Source organism: Anaerostipes sp., assembly GCF_018381315.1.
In the GTDB taxonomy this organism is placed as follows: Bacteria; Bacillota; Clostridia; order Lachnospirales; family Lachnospiraceae; genus Anaerostipes.
Genome location: NZ_JAGZSD010000003.1, coordinates 86,091 through 105,270, shown reverse-complemented (window position 1 = coordinate 105,270; position 19,180 = coordinate 86,091). Strand labels below are relative to the sequence as shown.

Genomic DNA, 19,180 nt, shown 5'->3' with positions numbered 1-19,180 from the left:
GAGCAGACGGATGAAGCATAGAAAAAGACAAATATGGCCCTGGGTCCTTTCAGGGATTCTTCCGATCGGCTATTCCTTTTTTGCTTACCGGAAACTTCATGGAAAGCAGAAACGTGCGGTGCCGGATGTATTCTTCTGTGAAGCACTCCAAAAACGTGACGGCATCCTGGTGCCGGGAGCTTTGGTGAAAAACGGAGTTATAGGCGCACAGCTGAAAGACCGTCTGGACGGGGCTCTGCGGCTGTACCGCTCAGGAAAAGGGAACTATATTTTGATCTCCGGAACCGCAAGAGAAGTAAGATTTATGAGGATGTATCTGCTCTTAAGAGGAATTCCTGAAGAAAATCTGCATGAGGACCGGAAGGGCTTTGACACATTTCAGACAATGAAAAACACAGCGGCTTCATTTGCCGGACAGACATTTTATGTATGTACACAGAAGCTTTACATCCCAAGAACAGATTATCTGGCAGAGACAGCGGGCCTTGATGCCCACGGTATTATTGTGGACTCTATGATCTACAAAAGCAGGCACAAAAACAGGCTCCGGGAATACTTTGCAGCGTCCAAAGCCTGGATGGAAGGGGTGTTTTACCGGTGGAGAGGGCATTAGCCTATGAGGTGGTCTACAGCAAAAGAAAGACTCTGGCGGTCACCGTGGCCTGCGACGGAAACGTCATTGTCAGGGCACCCAGACATTTTCCTGAAAGCCAGATTGTCCGATTTATAAATGAAAAACAAAGCTGGATTGATGTTCATATAAAAAAGGCAAAGGAAAGAGAAAAATATCAAAAGGTGTTCCATATAACAGCAGAGCAGCGGGAAGCATATATTCAGGAAGCAAGATCTGTGATCACACGGATGTGCAGACAATATGCCGGACAGATGGGTGTTTCCTATAATAAAATATCAATTCGGGAGCAGAAAACCCGATGGGGCAGTGCAAGCAGCAAAGGGAACCTGAATTTTAACTGGAAACTGATTCTGATGCCTGAGGACGTGCTTGAATATGTCGTGGTCCATGAACTTTCCCATTTGAAAGTCATGAATCATTCTCCCGTATTTTACCGGGTAGTTGCACGGTATCTGCCAAATTATAAGCAGCCTAAAAAATGGCTGTCAGACCATGGAACAGAATATAAAGTGAATTTGATTTCATAAAGGAGGGACCGTGATGAATGCGGTTTATGAAAAATTACAGCAGTGCTATGAGAGCATGCAGGAAAAAACAGATTTTAAGCCACTGGTAGCTATTGTGCTCGGGTCTGGCCTCGGTAATTATGCCGATGATATTCAGATCGAAGCTTCTGTGGATTACCATGAGCTCCCCGGGTTTCCGGTATCGACAGTGGAAGGTCACAGAGGAAGATTTATTTTCGGATATATAGAGCAGGTGCCTGTTGTCATCATGCAGGGCAGGGTTCATTATTACGAGGGCTACGATATGACGGATGTGGTTCTTCCAATCCGCCTGATGAAGATGATGGGTGCAAAGGCCCTGATTCTCACCAATGCAGCCGGAGGAGTCAACGATGAGTTTGACGCCGGGGATTTTATGATGATTACGGACCAGATTTCCACTTTTGTCCCCTCACCGCTGATCGGACCGAATCTGGAGAAGCTTGGCGAGCGTTTCTGCGACATGACGGGAATCTACAATGACAGATTTCAGGATGTTTTTCGGAAAGCGGCAAGAAAGCTTCAGATAGAACTGAAAGAGGGTGTCTATGTACAGCTGAGCGGACCTAATTTTGAATCTCCCCAGGAGATCAAAATGTGCAGAATCTTAGGTGCCGATGCAGTCGGCATGAGTACCGCCTGCGAAGCGGTTGCGGCAAAACATATGGGGATGAAGATCTGCGGTATTTCCTGCATCACGAATCCGGCCGCAGGCATTATGATGAAGCCTTTAAGCCATGAGGAAGTTCAGGAGACAGCGGACAAAGCTGCACCGATGTTTAAGGCCTTAATCAGTGCCGGCGTGAAAGGAATCGCTGAGCTTTTATGACCGGATTGCGGCAGGGGAAGACTGCCGGAGGAGGTATCCAATGATACGGATCTATAATGGCAAAATTCTTACAATGGAACATGGAATGAAGCCGTTTGACGGGGAGGTTTGGACCGAGGGCTCCCGCATTGTATATGCAGGAGAAAAAGTTTCTGATTTATGTTTATCAGGATATCAGTGGGAGAGGTCTATTGATGCAGAAGGCGGGCTGATTATGCCCGGATTTAAGAATGCGCATACTCATTCTGCCATGACCTTTCTCCGTTCCCACGCGGATGATCTGCCTTTGCTTCAGTGGCTGAACCGGCAGGTATTTCCGTGGGAGGCAAAGCTGACTCCTGAGGATATCTATCATCTGTCCAGGCTTGCAGTTATGGAATATCTGACCAGCGGCATAACTGCTAACTTTGATATGTATCTGACCCCCGACACCATTGCGCAGGCTTCTGAGGACTGCGGATTCCGGACGGTTCTGTGCGGCGCACTGAACGATTTTTCTCAGTCAGCAGAGCAGATGGAGGAATGGTATCAGACATATAATAAGCAGGGAAGCCTGATCAGTTTCCAACTTGGTTTTCATGCAGAGTATACAACATCCAAAGAAAATCTGCTCAGTGTGGCGGCACTTTCCCAAAAATATAAAGCACCGGTTTACACGCACAGTTCGGAAGGAATGCCGGAAGTTTTATCCTGCCGGGAACGCACCGGCATGACACCGACTGCCTATATGGACAGTCTGGGGCTGTTTGATTACGGCGGGGGCTGTTTTCACTGCGTTCATATGGAGCCTGAGGATCTGAAGATCTTAAAGAGAAGAAATCTATTTGTCATAACAAATCCTGCATCAAATCTAAAGCTTGCCAGCGGAATTGCACCGATAAAGCAGATGATGGATATGGAGATCGGTCTGGCGATCGGTACAGACGGTCCTGCCAGCAATAACTGCCTGGATATGTTCCGGGAAATGTTTCTTGTGACAGGGTTATCTAAATACAGAGAAAATGACGCTTCCGTGACGGATGCCGATGAGGTTCTTAAGATGGCCACATTAGGAGGGGCAGCCGCCATGGGTCTTTCTGACTGTGATACTCTCAGGGAGGGGAAACAGGCAGACCTGATACTGATCGATTTAAACCAGCCCAACATGAGGCCGCTTCACAATCTGACAAAAAATCTTGTTTACAGCGGAAGCAAACAGAATGTCCGTCTCACCATGGTTGCAGGAAAGATCCTGTATGAGGACGGAGAATTTTTTATCGGGGAAGAACCAGAAAACATTTACGATAAAGCAGAACAAATCGCAGAAAGGATCTTTGAATCCTGACGAAAGAGGGACAGTATGAAATTTGTGGTACAAAGAGTCAGCCGTGCCAGCGTTGACGTGAATGGAAAGACAGAGGGAAGCATCGGGAAAGGGTTTCTGGTGCTGATCGGAGTGGGACATGACGATACAAAGGAGACAGCAGATAAGCTGATCAAAAAGCTGACTGGTTTAAGAATCTTTGATGACGCAGAAGGAAAGACCAATCTTTCCCTGAAGGATGTGGACGGCAGTCTTCTGCTCATCTCCCAATTTACTCTTTACGCTGACTGCAAAAAGGGCAACCGGCCTTCCTTTACCAACGCAGGAAACCCGGATTTGGCCAGGGAACTTTATGAATATATCATCTCCCGGTGCAGAGACAGAATTCCCAGAGTGGAGACAGGAATTTTCGGTGCAGAGATGGAAGTGAGCCTTACAAACGACGGGCCGTTTACGGTCATACTGGACAGCGAAGTCCTGTAAAAACGGCCTGGATTGGGACAGCTGATTTTCAGTTGTCCTTTGCTATTGTTTATGCTATAATTCATCAGAGAGAAACAGAAAAATACGATAGATGAGGTAAGTTCATGAACGATATAAAGGATATGAAAAGAGTTCTATTAAAACTAAGCGGTGAAGCACTTGCCGGAGACAAAAAGACCGGCTTTGATGAAGCTACCTGCATGGATGTGGCAAGACAGGTGAAGGCACTTTCTGATCAGGGACTTCAGATTTCCATTGTCATCGGCGGCGGGAATTTCTGGCGGGGACGTACAAGTGAAAACATGGAACGCACCAAGGCGGATCAGATCGGCATGCTGGCCACGGTGATGAACTGTATATATGTGGCGGATGCTTTCCGCACCGCAGGACTTGACACTGAAGTGTTCACTCCGTTTATATGCGGCTCCTTTACAGAATTGTTTTCTAAAGACAAGGCAGTAAAAGCCATGGAAGAAGGAAAAATTGCCTTTTTTGCAGGCGGTACCGGACATCCGTATTTTTCTACTGATACGGCTACGGCGCTCCGTGCTGTGGAGATTGAAGCAGACGCAATTCTGCTGGCCAAGTCTATTGACGGTGTCTATGACAGTGACCCGGCAGTCAACCCTGACGCAAAGAAGTACAGTTCCATTACATTGGATGAGGTTTTAGACCAGAAGCTTATGGTAGTTGATCTGACAGCTACTATTATGTGTTTAGAAAACAAGATGCCCCTTGCGGTTTTTGGACTGAATGAACCAGACAGCATTGCCAATTTATTAAAAGGAGAATTTAACGGTACTTATGTCACCGTTTAACTAATAGGAGGAAGAAAGATGTTAAAGAAGTTTGAAGAAAAGATGCAGAAATCTTATGAGAGCATGACAGCAGAGTTTATGGCAATCCGTGCCGGACGTGCCAATCCTCACGTTCTGGACAAAGTTACGGTAGATTATTACGGAGTTCCGACTCCGATCCAGCAGGTTGGAAATGTATCTGTGCCGGAGGCAAGAACCATTCTGATCCAGCCGTGGGAGCCGAATCTGCTTGGAGAGATTGAAAAAGCTATTATGATGTCAGACATTGGGATTACTCCTAACAATGACGGTTCTGCAGTCCGCCTAAACTTCCCGGAACTTACGGAAGAGCGGAGAAAAGATCTCGCAAAAGATATTAAAAAGAGGGGCGAGACAACGAAGGTTGCGATCCGGAATATCCGGAGAGATGCCAACGATGAGCTGAAGAAAAAGAATAAGTCGAATGAACTGAACGATGACCAGCTGAAAGACCAGGAGACTGAGGTTCAGAAGCTCACAGATGCATACATCAAAAAAATTGACGATGCTGTGGAGGCTAAATCAAAAGAGATTATGACTGTATAAACAAAAGAAGCTGCAGGGCTGGCTTGAGGCGGCCCTGTTTTTTCACTTCTTATAGAAAATATGACGGAGGAGTTTTATGGAGTCAATGAGGGTGCCGGAACATGTGGCGATTATTTTGGACGGCAATGGAAGATGGGCCAAAAAGAGATTTCTGCCCCGGAATATGGGCCATGCCCAGGGCAGCAAGACTGTGGAGAGAATCATTGAAGATGCATATGACATGGGAATCAAATATCTGACAGTATATGCTTTTTCCACAGAGAACTGGAAGCGTCCGAAGGATGAGGTGGATGCCTTGATGAAGCTCTTGCGGGATTATTTAAAAACATGTATTAAAAGAGCCAATAAAAATAATATGAGGGTCCGGGTCATCGGTGATGTAACCGGGCTGTCAGACGATCTCCGGGAAAAGATCGCACAGCTGGAGGAAGCATCCAGAGACAACACCGGAATTAATTTTACCATTGCCTTGAATTACGGCAGCCGTGATGAAATGATCCGGGCGATGAAAAAGATGGCAGACGACCTCCTTTTGGGAACACTGAAAAAAGAAGAGATTACAGAGGAAGTGTTTTCCGGATATCTGGATACAAAAGGAATTCCGGAGCCGGATTTGATGATACGTACCAGCGGAGAGCAGAGACTGTCTAATTTCATGCTGTGGCAGCTGGCTTACACAGAGTTTTATTTTACCGATGTGCTCTGGCCTGATTTTAATAAAAAAGAACTAAAGAAGGCTGTTGAGTACTATAACGGAAGAGAACGGAGATTTGGAGGAATATAGACTTATGTTTAAACAGAGACTTATCAGCGGAATTGCTTTGGTAGCAGTCACTGTCCTTGGGCTTTACCTTGGAGGAATTGTAACTTTATTTTTAACGGCTATTGTGGCTTTGATCGGATACAATGAGATACTGAAGATTTTTCAGATCGAAAAGTCATCTCTTGCAGTCCTGGGATATACAGGAACGATTCTCTACTATGCGGCTTTATTTTTTGACCTGGGACAATGGTCCACGCCGATTATTATTTTATTTATGATTTTCCTTTTGGGCTGTTATGTGATTCGTTTCCCGAAATATCACATGAATCAGGTTATGGCCTGCTTTTTTGGATATGTTTATGTGAGCGTGATGCTTTCATATATTTATCAGCTGAGAATCGGACAGAACGGAGGAGAATTTATTGTCCTTCTGTTCCTGGCAGCATGGGGAAATGACACGCTTGCTTACTGTACCGGCATGCTGATCGGAAAACATAAGATGACGCCGGAGTTAAGTCCTAAGAAAAGTATTGAGGGGCTGATCGGCGGTATTTTAGGAGCCGCCATTTTAGGTGCGGCATATGGAATTTATTTAAAGACCAGGATTCGGTTTAACTTCAATCCGATGATGATGTTCGGTCTTATCTGCGGTATCGGAGCGGCGATCTCTGTTATCGGCGACCTGGCTGCATCCGCTATTAAAAGAGATTCCAAGATTAAAGATTTTGGTACTTTGATTCCGGGGCACGGCGGTATTTTAGACCGGTTTGACAGCATCATCCTGATTGCTCCGGTTATCTATTATCTGACAATGATGATTTCAGGAGGCACGATGTAGTGAAGTATATTTCCATCATTGGCTCTACCGGTTCCATCGGAACACAGACGTTAGAGCTTGTACGGGCAAATAAGGATCTTGCGGTGACGGCTTTGGCAGCCGGAAGCAATGCAGAGCTGCTGGAACACCAGATAAGAGAATTTCATCCGAAGCTTGCAGTTTTATACGACAGGCAGAGGGCAGAGGAACTGCGTCTAAGAGTAAATGATCTGGATGTAAAGGTGCTTTCCGGTCCTGAAGGCCTGATTGAGGCGGCTGCGGAGCCTGACTGTTCCCTGGTTGTCACTGCGGTAGTGGGTATGATTGGTATCAGGCCTACCATCGCTGCAATTCAGGCAAAAAAAGATATTGCTCTGGCAAACAAAGAGACATTGGTAACAGCAGGACACCTGATTATGCCGATGGCAGAAGAATACGGAGTCTCTGTTTTTCCTGTGGACAGTGAGCATTCCGCCATTTTCCAATGTCTTCAGGGAGAATCCGGAAAAGAGGTAGATTCCCTGATTATCACTGCATCCGGGGGACCGTTCCGAAAAAAGACAAAAGAGGAACTGAAAACAGTTACATTAAAAGATGCTTTAAAACACCCAAACTGGTCTATGGGAAAGAAAATCACCATAGATTCGGCCACTCTGGTCAATAAGGGACTGGAAGTCATTGAGGCACGCTGGCTGTTCGGAGTGGATTTTGAACAGATCAAGGTGGTAGTCCAGCCCCAGAGTATCATACATTCCATGGTGCAGTTTAAGGACGGAGGAGTCAAAGCCCAGCTGGGCACTCCGGATATGAAGCTTCCCATCCAGTATGCTTTATTTTATCCTGAGCGCAGATTTCTTCCGGGAGAACGTTTAGATTTTGCGGCTTTGGGAAGCATTTCTTTTGAAGAGCCGCCCACGGATGTTCTAAAAGGACTTTCTTTTGCATATGATGCAGGACGGACCGGAGGTTCTATGCCGACCGTGCTGAATGCCGCAAATGAAAAGGCTGTGGCACTGTTCTTACAGGAAAAAATATCATTTACCGAGATATATCAGCTGATCGAAGATGCGATGAATGCACATCATGTGATAGAGAATCCATCCCTTGAGGAGGTACTGGAAACAGAGCAATGGGTATATGAATTCATAGAAAGCAGGTAATTACTTGAATATTGTTATTGCAATCTTAATCTTTGGCATTATTATCATTGTACATGAATTGGGACACTTTTCCGTAGCAAAAAAGAACGGCATCCGCGTGGACGAATTCTGTATCGGGCTCGGTCCCACCTTATTTGGAAAACAGGTAGGAGAAACCTATTATTCGATAAAGCTGCTTCCCTTCGGAGGCGCATGTATGATGGGAGAAGACGAGGACCGGCCGGAAGCAGATGCATTCGGAAATAAATCTGTATGGGCCAGGATGGCCGTTATATTTGCCGGACCATTCTTTAATTTCGTTTTCGCCCTGATTCTTGCTGTTATCATGATCGGAATATCAGGTGCAGATCTTCCCAATATTGCCAGTGTAGAAGGAAACTCTCCGGCTTCAGAAGCCGGGATCAAGGCCGGTGACAAGGTGGTCAGGGTAGACGGAAAGCGGATTTACAACAACAGAGAACTTTCTTATTACTTTCTGCTGGACTATAAAGGCGGCAAAGTTCCGATCGTGATCGATCAAAATGGAAAAGAAAAAAGCCTGAATGTTACACCTCAGTACAATAAACAGCAAAAGAGATATATGATAGGCATTGGCTGGGAACCTTACCAGAAGTTAAATCCATTAAAAACGGTTGAGTATGGATTTCATGAAGTAGGATTCCAGATCCGGGTAACTGTAAAAAGTGTTGTAAAGCTGGCTACAGGACAGCTGACGTTAAAGGATCTGTCAGGTCCGGTGGGCATTGTAAAACAGGTGGGAGATACCTATAACCAGGCGGCAACCTATGGTTTTTCAGTTCTTCTTTCAACAATGCTGAGCATTGCGGTTTTGATCAGTGCAAACCTGGGGGTTATGAATCTTCTTCCTCTGCCGGCATTGGACGGCGGCAGATTATGTTTCCTTATCGTAGAAGCTTTCAGGAAAAAACCGGTCTCCAGAAATATCGAAGCTGCCGTTCATACAGTCGGACTGTTTCTGCTGCTGGGCCTTATGATATTTGTTATGTTTCAGGATATTTATAAAATTATTTTATAAAGGAGTCTCAGTATGGTTACAAGAGAAAATACAAAAGTCATCCGGATCGGAGATAAAAAGATCGGCGGCGGCAGCCCGGTGCTGATTCAGTCCATGACCAATACAAAGACGGAAGATGCGGATGCCACTGCAGCACAGATTTTAAGCCTGGAAAAGGCAGGATGTGACATCGTAAGATGTACAGTGCCGACTCCGGAGGCAGCCGAGGCTTTGAGCAGGATTAAACAGAAGATTCATATTCCTCTGGTTGCAGATATTCATTTTAACTATAAATTAGCGATTGCAGCGATGGAACACGGTGCCGATAAGATCCGGATCAATCCCGGCAATATCGGGGGACAGGACAATATCCGTGCTGTCATTGACAAGGCGAAAGAACGCAATATCCCGATTCGGGTAGGGGTCAACAGCGGCTCTCTGGAAAAAGAGCTGGTAGAAAAATATCAGGGGGTAACCGCAGAAGGGCTGGTAGAGAGCGCAGTAGACAAAGTACGTATGATTGAGGCTTTTGACTATGATAATCTGGTGGTCAGCATCAAATCCTCTGATGTCCTCATGTGCGCCAGGGCCTATGAGCTGGTGGCAGAGCAGATCGATTATCCGCTCCATGTGGGAATCACGGAAGCCGGAACCGTATACAGCGGAAATATTAAGTCTGCAGTTGGTTTGGGGATTATTCTTCATCAGGGACTGGGTGATACTGTCCGTGTATCCCTGACGGGAGATCCGGTCAACGAGATTGCCAGCGCGAAACTGATCTTAAAGACACTGGGATTAAGAAGCGGCGGAATCGAGGTTGTCTCCTGTCCGACCTGCGGCAGAACCAACATTGATCTGATCAGCTTGGCCGGCCAGGTGGAGACTATGGCCGCCGATTTTGAGCATCTAAATATCAAAGTGGCAGTTATGGGATGTGTTGTCAACGGACCCGGGGAGGCAAAAGAAGCAGATATCGGCATTGCAGGCGGTATCGGGGAAGGACTTCTTATGAAAAAGGGCCGGGTGGTGCGTAAGGTTCCGGAGGAAGATCTTTTAAATACCTTGCGTTATGAACTGGAGCATTGGGGTGAAGAAGATGCAGGCCGTTAAAGAAAATACCAAAGAGTTTTTTCAGGTTTTTCCGGATCTGAAGGTATCAAAAGATGTAGAAGATCTGTTTCGTACCGTCTGCATCCATCAGGTTGTGTTTAAAAAGTCGGAAAATACGCTTAAGATTTCTTTTACAAGTGATCATCTGATCCCGCGAATTGACACATGGCGTATGGAACAGCAAATCCGGGAACAGCTTTTTTCAAAGCGGTATGTCAAGATCCGCTTTCAGGAATATTTCCGGCTGTCAGCCCAGTATGATTTGGAATATTTATTTGAGCACTATATGAAGAGCTTCCTCTTTGAGTTAAAAGGCAAAGGGGAGGTTATTTTTAATGTGGTCAGAAAAGGGGATTACTCCATCGACGGCAATGTGGTCACCTTTATATTTGAAAATACTTTTGTCAATAAAAGCAAAGCGGAAGAGATCAAGGAGTACTTTGAGACGGCCCTGCGTGAAAAATTTGGAATGGAGATCAAAGTGGGTTTTGATTTTTCTAAAACAATGGACCGTTCTCTGAAAAAGGAAAGCCAGTACAAACTTCAAAAGGAGATCGAAGGCATTGTAGAGCATGCTGATTTACTCAGCAAAGAACAGGATGAAGAGAAAAAGGCAAGAAAAAAGAAAAAAGAATCTTCCTTTTCCTACGATTCTAAGTTTAAGCGCAAGCCCAAATTTAAGGATGATCCGACGCTTCTGTACGGACGCAACTGCGAGGGTGACCTGATGGAAATCAAAGACATCTTTGACGAGATCGGGGAAGTGGTGGTCCACGGACAGATTACAAATCTGGATACCAGAGAAATACGAAACGAAAAGACTATTATCATTTTTCATATTACTGATTTTACAGACACGATCTCATGCAAGATTTTTGTGCGCAACGAGCAGCTTCCGGAGGTACTCACAGATCTGAAAAAGGGCGGATTCTACCGGGTAAAAGCAGTAGCGATGTACGATAAATTTGACCGTGAGATTTCTCTCGGTTCTGTGTCAGGCATCAAGGCTGTCTCTGATTTCAGGGAAAAGAGGCAGGACAACTCTCTGGATAAGAGAGTAGAGCTTCATCTGCACACCGTCATGAGCGATAACGACAGTGTTGTCCAGATCAATGATATTGTAAACCGGGCTTATGAGTGGGGGCATCCCGCTGTTGCAATTACAGACCACGGCGTACTGCAGGCCTTTCCTATTGCAAGACATGCCTACGAGGATTTGAGGCTTCCGGAAGATGATCCGTTTAAAATCATCTACGGAGTGGAGGCTTACTTTGTAGATGATCTGGGAGATCTGGCGGTGCGGTCAAAAGGCCAGTCCCTGCACGGGGATTATGTCGTGTTTGATATTGAGACTACAGGGTTCAACAGCCGGACCGACCGCATCATCGAAATCGGGGCCGTAAAGGTCATTGACGGAGAAATTACTGATACATTCAGCGAGTTTATCAATCCGGAAATACCAATTCCATTTAAGATTACCCAGCTGACAACCATTACGGATGAGATGGTTATGGATGCAGATACCATCGAAGATGTGCTGCCCAGATTCCTTGAATTCTGCGGTGATTCTCCTCTGGTAGCTCACAACGCAGGATTTGATACCGGTTTTATCCATGAAAACGCAAAACGCCTGGGCCTAGAATTTGAACCGACCATCGTAGATACACTGGGCTTATCCCGAAGCCTGATGACACATCTTGCAAAGTTTACGCTGGATAACCTCTGCAAAAATCTGAATATTAAACTGGAAACCCATCACCGGGCAGTGGACGACGCCACAGCAACCGGCAGGATTTTTATCAAGTTCATCCAGATGCTGGAGGAAAAAGAGATCTTTGATCTGGATCAGGTAAATGAATTTGTAGCAGGTTCAGAAGATTTTATAAAAAAGGGACGTACATATCATGGAATTATCCTTGTTAAAAACAATACGGGAAGGGTCAACTTAAACCGTCTGGTATCAGAGTCCCATGTCCGTTACTTCAACCGGCGTCCGAGAATGCCTAAATCTCTGATCAATCAACACAGGGAGGGACTGATCATCGGATCGGCGTGCGAAGCCGGAGAGCTGTACAGCGCTGTTGCAGACCAGCGTTCGGAAGAAGAGATTGCAAAGATTGTTGAGTTTTATGACTATCTGGAAATCCAGCCGGAGGGAAACAATCAGTTTATGATAGAATCCTCAAGGCATGAAAATGTCAATTCCTTTGAAGATATCAGAAATTTCAACCGCAAAATCGTAGAGCTTGGGGAAACCTTCCATAAGCTTGTTGTAGCCACATGTGATGTCCATTTTATGGATCCGGACGATTCGATTTACCGGGCAATCCTCATGGCAGGGAAAGGATTCAAGGATGCGGACAGCCAGCCGCCTCTTTACTTCCGGACAACGGAAGAAATGCTCAGTGAGTTTGAGTATCTGGGAAGCAGCAAAGCCAGAGAGGTTGTCATAACCAATCCGAATATTATAAATGACCAAATTGAGAACATTTCACCGATTCATCCGGATAAATGCCCTCCGGTTATTGAAAATTCTGATCAGGATTTAAGAGATATCTGCTATAAAAAGGCACATGATATCTATGGCCCGGATCTGCCTAAGATCGTAACGACCAGACTTGACAAAGAACTGAATTCTATTATCGGAAACGGTTATGCGGTCATGTATATTATTGCACAGAAGCTGGTATGGGATTCCCTGGATCACGGCTACCTGGTAGGTTCCAGAGGTTCCGTAGGTTCCTCCCTGGCAGCGACCATGTCCGGAATCACTGAAGTAAATCCGCTTCCTGCCCATTACATCTGTCCTGAATGCTACTATGTGGATTTTGACTCTGATGAAGTCAAAAAGTATGCTAAGATGGGTATGTCCGGCTGTGATATGCCGGATGCAGTGTGTCCGAAATGCGGGGCAAAACTGAATAAAGAGGGTCATGATATACCGTTTGAGACTTTCCTTGGGTTTAAGGGAGATAAGGAACCGGATATAGACCTTAACTTCTCCGGGGAATATCAAAGCAAGGCTCATGCCTATGTGGAAGTCATTTTCGGCAAAGGGAAAGCTTACCGGGCAGGAACCATCGGAACTTTGGCAGAAAAAACAGCCTTCGGTTATGTTCTTAAGTATTTGGAAGAGAGGGAGATTACAAAACGTAAATGTGAGATAGAACGCCTGGCAAAAGGCTGTACCGGAGTAAAAAGGACTACCGGACAGCATCCGGGAGGGATCATTGTAGTTCCCCACGATAAAGAGATCTATGATTTTACTGCAGTTCAGCGTCCGGCCAACGATGTGAATTCACCGATTATCACTACCCACTATGAGTATCATTCCATTGACTCCAACCTGTTAAAGCTGGATATTCTGGGCCATGATGATCCGTCTATGATACGAAGGCTGGAGGACCTCACTGGAGTTGATGCCCAGACGATACCGCTGGATGATAAATCTGTCATGGATCTGTTCCATGGAACAGAGGTCCTCGGAATCACTCCCGAACAGATCGGGGGAACAAAGCTTGGGTCCCTTGGAATCCCTGAATTCGGAACGGATTTTGTTATTCAGATGCTTCTGGATACAAACCCTCAGAGTTTTTCCGATCTGGTCCGTATTTCCGGATTGTCCCACGGTACTGACGTGTGGCTGGGAAATGCGCAGAAATTGATCGAAGAGGGAGAGGCAGCTATTTCCACTGCCATCTGTACCAGAGATGATATCATGGTTTACCTGATCAACCAGGGACTGGATGAAGCTTTGTCTTTCACGATCATGGAAGGTGTCCGGAAAGGAAAAGGACTGAAACCAGAGCAGGAAGAGGCTATGAGAGCAGAGGGTGTGCCGGAGTGGTATATTTGGTCATGTAAACAAATCAAATATATGTTCCCGAAAGCTCATGCGGTAGCCTATGTCATGATGGCATGGAGGATCGCATGGTTCAAAGTTTTCCATCCTTTGGCCTACTACGCGGCTTATTTCAGTATCCGTGCAAAGTCTTTTTCATACGAAGACATGTGTATGGGTAAGGAAAAACTGAATACCAGGATGAAGGAAATACAGAATACGCCAAAATTTGAAGTTAAAAACGCCGATTTGGATCTTCTCAGAGAAATGAAAATTGCCGATGAAATGTACGCCAGAGGATTTGAATTTATGCCTTTGGATATTTACCGTGCAAAGGCGAAGGATTTCCAGATCATAGACGGCAGGATTATGCCCCCATACTCTGCCATTGACGGTATGGGAGAAAAGGCTGCCAAAGAGGCAGAAGAAGCCTCTAAGGGAGAGCCGTTTACTTCCATGGAAAACTTCCGTGACCGAACCAAAGCACCAAAAGCAGTTGTTGACAAAATGAAAGAGCTGGGACTGCTGGGGGATTTGGAAGAAAGCGATCAGCTGACCTTCCGCTTTGTCTGAGCGGGCAGAAAACTGGAAAAAACTCGAAAAGTACGGAAAAATGTCTGATGTTTTTCCGTACTTTATTTTATACAAATATATTGTTGTATTTTAAAAAATGGAAACATATAATAGTCTTAATATCTATTATACGTATGACATGTTGACGAAATTTACATTGTCTGAACATACCGCAAGGGGGAGTTTTCTATTTTGAACAGGCGGGGTTATCAGCATACATCCGATAAATTAAATGATATAAAACCACAAATGATAAAGGGAGAACAGCCATTAACGGAACTGGCTTTAAAAAATGACAAACTCAGAGAATACAATGCCGTACTGGAAAAGCAGCTGAAAGAAAGCCGGCAGAAGGAAAGGCAGTACCAAAGCTTATTTCACAATGCTCCTGCCGGATATCTGGTCTTTGATCAGCACGGCCAGATAACAGACGCCAATCTCCGGTTCTGCAGTATGGTTTCTGTCCCGTTTAAAGACAGGTACAAGATGAATATAGAAGATCTTATTCAGGAAGAAGACAGGCAGAACTTCCGCTTTATGATCCGCCAGCTTTTGGGCAAAAAACAGACATGCTCCATGGAAGCAAGGCTTTCAGCCGACGGTGAAATTTTTCATGTGATCATAACCGTCAATCGGTATGAAGATCCGCAGGTTTCTGCCGGGGAAGATTCCCGGATGTTGTTCGCAGGCATTATCACCGAGGTATCGAAACTTAAAAAAGAGCAGCAGATCATAAAAGATAAAAGCATGCGCGACTGCCTTACCGGACTTTATAACCGCACATTTTACAGTGAGTATCTGAGCCGCCGCGGAAAATCTGAAGATCTTCCGATCTCTGCGGCGATTCTGGATCTGGACCGGCTGAAGATGATCAATGATTCTCTGGGCCATACGTTTGGTGACCGGGCCATTATTACAGTGACAAAAGTGCTGAAGCAGTATGCAAAGGAAAAGTATATTTTTGCCCGAATCGGCGGAGATGAAATTGCCGCATTTTTCCCTGATACTGAATTGTCAGAAGCAGAGGCATTCCTTAAAAAAGCGGAGGCACAGGTTGCAAAATACAGCCTTTCGGGCATACGTCTGTCATTTTCCTGGGGATGTGCAGAAAAAAGCAGTCCGGACCAGGATCTGCACACGGTATTGTCAGCAGCCGAAGATATGATGTACCGGAAGAAATTCCGAAACAGCACGGTGAAAAAATCAGAGACGCTGGATGTGATCCTCAATGCTCTTTTTAACCGAAATCCTAATATTCACAAGCATTCTCTGCGAATGTCCCGGCTTCTGGAAAGATTCGGGACTTATCTGGGTCTGGAACCGGAACGGATTTCGTTTCTTCAGGGACTCGGATACGTTCATGATATTGGCATGGCTTCCATCTCTGATGAAATCCTGAATAAACACGGCAGCCTGACCAAAAGCGAGAGGCGGGAGGTCAACCGGCATCCTGAAACAGGATACCGGATCCTAAAATCAGTTCCGGATATGGAACGGGAAGCGCAGATTGTCTTATACCACCATGAAAACTGGGACGGAAGCGGTTATCCTTACGGGCTGTCCGGTGACAGCATTCCGGTAGAATCCAGAATGGTTTTGATCCTGGATACCTACGACCGCATGAAGTATGCGCCGTTCGGAAGGCGCCGCTTTTCGGAGGATGAAATCGTGAGGGAACTGGAACGCTGGTCAGGAATACAATTTGACCCTTTTTTGGCAGGGCGTTTCATTGAATGGCTTGAAGATCGAAAAAAGCAGCTGTAACGGCTGCTTTTTTCGGTCTTTCTCTGCTTTTGAGATAATATAGGACGGTTCGGGGAATGCTATATGATAAATATTATCGTTGACATAAACATTTCAGCGACATATAATATACCCATACCCCCAGGGGGTGTATAGGAGGTGCTTATGAAACAGAAATTTGATGTAACAGGTATGACATGCAGTGCATGCAGTGCCCATGTAGATAAAAGTGTACGGAAACTGGACGGAGTTTCCGAAGTCAACGTCAACCTTCTCCAGAATGCCATGACAGTGGAATATGATGAGACTAAGCTAAACGATGATGAGATCATCCGGGCGGTCATCAGCGGCGGCTACGGTGCATTTGTCCATGACCGCAGAGAAGAAACCAAGAAGAGCAGGGATACAGGAGTGGATGACGAGATTTCAGGGATGAAAAGAAGGCTGTGGGTTTCCATCCTGTTTATGATTCCGCTTATGTATATATCCATGGGACATATGGCGAATCTGCCTCTTCCTGCCTTTTTGTCAGGAACAGAAAATGCAGTTTCCTATGGTTTAACGCAGATGCTTTTAGTCCTGCCGGTCATGTATATTAACCGTAAATTTTACCAGGTAGGATTTAAAACATTGTTTAAGGGTTCTCCGAATATGGACTCCCTGATTGCCATCGGCTCAGGAGCTGCCTTTGTCTATGGAGTGTTTGCCATTTACCGTATGGGCTACGGCCTCGGTGTACAGAATCTTTCTTTGGTACACCAGTATCATATGGATCTGTATTTTGAGTCTGCTTCCATGATTCTGACCCTGATTACCGTTGGAAAGTTCCTCGAAGCAAGATCAAAGGGCAAAACCTCGGAGGCTATCAGCAAGCTTTTAGATTTAGCTCCCAAGACTGCAACTGTGGAACGAAACGGAGCGGAAACTGAAATACCGGTGGAAGAACTGAATGAAGGCGATATCGTTATTGTACGTCCGGGAGCCAGCATACCGGTGGACGGAGTGATTACGGAAGGCATGACTTCTGTAGATGAGAGTGCATTGACAGGAGAAAGCATACCCGTGGAGAAGTCTTCCGGAGACCGGGTCATCAGTGCATCCATTAATAAAGGAGGATTTATTAAATTCCGCGCTACCAAAGTCGGGGATGACACAACACTGGCTCAAATCATTCAGCTGGTAGAAGACGCATCCGGTTCTAAAGCTCCGATTGCAAAACTGGCCGATAAAATAGCGGGTATCTTTGTGCCGGTTGTCATCACCATCGCATTGGCTTCCGGAATCATATGGATTCTTTCCGGTCAGACATTTGAGTTTGCCCTGTCCACAGCCATAGCCGTTCTGGTTATTTCCTGTCCCTGCGCCCTGGGGCTTGCAACGCCCACTGCAATCATGGTGGGAACCGGAAAGGGAGCGGAAAATGGTATTTTAATCAAATCGGCAGAAAGTCTGGAAACCGCACATGAAGTTAAAACCGTAGTTTTAGATAAAACCGGGACAGTGACAGAAGGAAGGCCGCAGGTAACGGATGTAGAAACTTCCGGAGAGATTTCTCATGAAGAACTGGTCAAAGTGGCGGCCAGCATGGAGAAGCCTTCTGAACATCCTCTGGCAGATGCAATCGTCTCCTATGGAGAAGAAACCGGTGCCGGATTTTACGAGGTGTCAGAATTTGTGTCTGTTCCGGGAGAAGGAATTGAAGGAGCCATTGAGGGAAAGAAGGTTTATGCCGGCAATCTTAAGATGATGAAGCGGATCGGCGTTCCTCTTGGAGAGTTAGAAGAAAAAAGCGGGATTTTTGCCTCTGAGGGAAAAACACCTTTATATTTTGCCAAGGAAAAGAGTCTTCTGGGATTAATTGCAGTGGCAGATGTTGTCAAACCGACCAGCAGGCAGGCGATCAAAGAGTTTGAAAAGATGGGCATTGAAGTTGTCATGCTCACCGGAGACAATCAAAAGACAGCCGAAGCAATCCAGAAACAGCTGAATATCAGCCGGGTTATTGCGGAAGTGCTTCCGCAGGATAAAGAGGCGCAGATCCGTAAGATCCAGGAAGAGGGAACAAAGGTTGCCATGATCGGAGACGGAATCAATGACGCACCGGCTCTGGCCAGAGCTGATGTAGGCGTAGCCATCGGTGCAGGAACAGATATTGCCATTGAATCTGCAGATATTGTTTTGATGAAGAGTGATCTATTGGACGGAGTCTCCGCAATTCAGCTGAGTAAGGCCGTCATTAAAAATATTAAAGAAAATTTATTTTGGGCATTTTTCTATAATGTGATCGGTATCCCGCTGGCGGCAGGCTGCCTGTATCCATTTTTCGGACTAAAACTAAACCCAATGTTTGGTGCAGCTGCCATGAGCTTAAGCTCAGTCTTTGTTGTGAGCAATGCCCTGCGCCTGAAGTTTTTCCGGCCAGGTTTTGTAAGAGAAAAAGAAGAACCAGTAAAATCAGAACCAGTTCAAATCGAGGAGGAAACAAAAATGAAAAAGACCATTACAATTGACGGAATGATGTGTGAACATTGTGTAAAGCATGTGACCGATGCACTGAACAAGCTTGACGGTGTAAACGCAGTGGTAAGTCTTGATGACAAAAATGCATGCGTGGAATTAAAAAAAGAAGTCAGTGACGAAACACTGAAGCAGGCTGTAGAAGATGCCGGATATCAGGTGACAGGTATCCAGTAGGGAGGAATTATGCAGGCAGACAGAGCTCAGATTACAAGACTTTTAAAAACCGCCAGGGGCCAGATCGACGGAATTTTAAAAATGGTGGAGGAAGACCGGTACTGTATGGATATCTCCAACCAGCTGATGGCGACCGAAGCGATTATACGAAAAACAAACAAAGAGATTTTACGGGCACATATGAAAGGCTGCATTGCCGAGGCCCTGGCAGAAAATAAAGGGGATGAAAAGGTCGATGAACTGGTGGAACTCATCGATAAGTTCGCCAAATAAAACAAGACGGAGTCT

Annotated in this window: 16 protein-coding genes; all 16 read left to right on the top strand. The window is 45.6% G+C overall.

Annotated elements, in window-relative coordinates:
• The first annotated feature begins 10 nt into the window (after positions 1-10).
• Positions 11-613 (top strand): SanA/YdcF family protein, encoded by a 603-nt coding sequence (locus KH180_RS02950; RefSeq protein WP_290756206.1) that lies wholly within the window; start codon positions 11-13, stop codon positions 611-613.
• Positions 598-1,161, top strand: coding sequence for a M48 family metallopeptidase (locus tag KH180_RS02945; RefSeq protein ID WP_290756204.1), 564 nt, complete (start codon positions 598-600; stop codon positions 1,159-1,161). The genes KH180_RS02950 and KH180_RS02945 overlap by 16 nt, the downstream gene beginning before the upstream one ends.
• A gap of 13 nt (positions 1,162-1,174) precedes the next feature.
• Positions 1,175-2,008 carry a purine-nucleoside phosphorylase gene (locus KH180_RS02940; protein ID WP_290756202.1) on the top strand — a complete coding sequence of 278 codons (834 nt, stop codon included), beginning with the start codon at positions 1,175-1,177 and terminating at the stop codon, positions 2,006-2,008.
• A 40-nt stretch (positions 2,009-2,048) separates the two neighbouring features.
• Positions 2,049-3,332, top strand: a complete 1,284-nt coding sequence (locus KH180_RS02935; protein WP_290756200.1) for an amidohydrolase — start codon at positions 2,049-2,051, stop codon at positions 3,330-3,332.
• 15 nt (positions 3,333-3,347) lie between these two features.
• Positions 3,348-3,794 carry a D-aminoacyl-tRNA deacylase gene (gene dtd / locus KH180_RS02930; protein WP_290756199.1) on the top strand — a complete coding sequence of 149 codons (447 nt, stop codon included), beginning with the start codon at positions 3,348-3,350 and terminating at the stop codon, positions 3,792-3,794.
• Positions 3,795-3,916: 122 nt separating this feature from the next.
• Positions 3,917-4,612 carry a UMP kinase gene (gene pyrH / locus KH180_RS02925; RefSeq protein ID WP_290756434.1) on the top strand — a complete coding sequence of 232 codons (696 nt, stop codon included), beginning with the start codon at positions 3,917-3,919 and terminating at the stop codon, positions 4,610-4,612.
• 18 nt (positions 4,613-4,630) lie between these two features.
• The gene (frr, locus tag KH180_RS02920) at positions 4,631-5,176 is read left to right on the top strand and encodes a ribosome recycling factor (RefSeq protein WP_290756196.1); all 546 of its coding nucleotides are present in this window, start codon (positions 4,631-4,633) and stop codon (positions 5,174-5,176) included.
• Positions 5,177-5,261: 85 nt separating this feature from the next.
• The gene (locus tag KH180_RS02915; RefSeq protein WP_290756431.1) at positions 5,262-5,960 is read left to right on the top strand and encodes an isoprenyl transferase; all 699 of its coding nucleotides are present in this window, start codon (positions 5,262-5,264) and stop codon (positions 5,958-5,960) included.
• 4 nt (positions 5,961-5,964) lie between these two features.
• The gene (locus KH180_RS02910) at positions 5,965-6,777 is read left to right on the top strand and encodes a phosphatidate cytidylyltransferase (RefSeq protein ID WP_290756194.1); all 813 of its coding nucleotides are present in this window, start codon (positions 5,965-5,967) and stop codon (positions 6,775-6,777) included.
• On the top strand, positions 6,777-7,916 hold the full coding sequence (locus KH180_RS02905) for a 1-deoxy-D-xylulose-5-phosphate reductoisomerase (RefSeq protein ID WP_290756192.1): 1,140 nt from the start codon (positions 6,777-6,779) through the stop codon (positions 7,914-7,916). The genes KH180_RS02910 and KH180_RS02905 overlap by 1 nt, the downstream gene beginning before the upstream one ends.
• A 4-nt stretch (positions 7,917-7,920) precedes the next feature.
• Positions 7,921-8,952 carry an RIP metalloprotease RseP gene (rseP, locus tag KH180_RS02900; protein ID WP_290756191.1) on the top strand — a complete coding sequence of 344 codons (1,032 nt, stop codon included), beginning with the start codon at positions 7,921-7,923 and terminating at the stop codon, positions 8,950-8,952.
• 12 nt (positions 8,953-8,964) lie between these two features.
• Positions 8,965-10,041, top strand: a complete 1,077-nt coding sequence (gene ispG, locus KH180_RS02895; RefSeq protein WP_290756189.1) for a flavodoxin-dependent (E)-4-hydroxy-3-methylbut-2-enyl-diphosphate synthase — start codon at positions 8,965-8,967, stop codon at positions 10,039-10,041.
• Entirely contained in the window at positions 10,028-14,455 is a 4,428-nt protein-coding gene (locus KH180_RS02890) for a PolC-type DNA polymerase III (RefSeq protein ID WP_290756428.1), read from the top strand. Before ispG ends, KH180_RS02890 begins: the two co-directional genes overlap by 14 nt.
• A gap of 192 nt (positions 14,456-14,647) precedes the next feature.
• Positions 14,648-16,219, top strand: a complete 1,572-nt coding sequence (locus KH180_RS02885) for a bifunctional diguanylate cyclase/phosphohydrolase (protein WP_290756187.1) — start codon at positions 14,648-14,650, stop codon at positions 16,217-16,219.
• Between the two features lie 144 nt (positions 16,220-16,363).
• Positions 16,364-18,892, top strand: a complete 2,529-nt coding sequence (locus KH180_RS02880; protein WP_290756185.1) for a heavy metal translocating P-type ATPase — start codon at positions 16,364-16,366, stop codon at positions 18,890-18,892.
• Between the two features lie 9 nt (positions 18,893-18,901).
• The gene (locus KH180_RS02875) at positions 18,902-19,165 is read left to right on the top strand and encodes a metal-sensing transcriptional repressor (protein WP_290756183.1); all 264 of its coding nucleotides are present in this window, start codon (positions 18,902-18,904) and stop codon (positions 19,163-19,165) included.
• Positions 19,166-19,180 lie beyond the last annotated feature (15 nt).

Bases quoted from the DNA above. Each gene is read 5' to 3' on its own strand.
- KH180_RS02950 (WP_290756206.1), top strand. From the start codon at position 11: ATGAAGCATAGAAAAAGACAAATATGGCCCTGGGTCCTTTCAGGGATT.
- KH180_RS02940 (WP_290756202.1), top strand. From the start codon at position 1,175: ATGAATGCGGTTTATGAAAAATTACAGCAGTGCTATGAGAGCATGCAG.
- KH180_RS02935 (WP_290756200.1), top strand. From the start codon at position 2,049: ATGATACGGATCTATAATGGCAAAATTCTTACAATGGAACATGGAATG.
- dtd (WP_290756199.1), top strand. From the start codon at position 3,348: ATGAAATTTGTGGTACAAAGAGTCAGCCGTGCCAGCGTTGACGTGAAT.
- pyrH (WP_290756434.1), top strand. From the start codon at position 3,917: ATGAAAAGAGTTCTATTAAAACTAAGCGGTGAAGCACTTGCCGGAGAC.
- frr (WP_290756196.1), top strand. From the start codon at position 4,631: ATGTTAAAGAAGTTTGAAGAAAAGATGCAGAAATCTTATGAGAGCATG.
- KH180_RS02915 (WP_290756431.1), top strand. From the start codon at position 5,262: ATGAGGGTGCCGGAACATGTGGCGATTATTTTGGACGGCAATGGAAGA.
- KH180_RS02910 (WP_290756194.1), top strand. From the start codon at position 5,965: ATGTTTAAACAGAGACTTATCAGCGGAATTGCTTTGGTAGCAGTCACT.
- ispG (WP_290756189.1), top strand. From the start codon at position 8,965: ATGGTTACAAGAGAAAATACAAAAGTCATCCGGATCGGAGATAAAAAG.
- KH180_RS02890 (WP_290756428.1), top strand. From the start codon at position 10,028: ATGCAGGCCGTTAAAGAAAATACCAAAGAGTTTTTTCAGGTTTTTCCG.
- KH180_RS02880 (WP_290756185.1), top strand. From the start codon at position 16,364: ATGAAACAGAAATTTGATGTAACAGGTATGACATGCAGTGCATGCAGT.
- KH180_RS02875 (WP_290756183.1), top strand. From the start codon at position 18,902: ATGCAGGCAGACAGAGCTCAGATTACAAGACTTTTAAAAACCGCCAGG.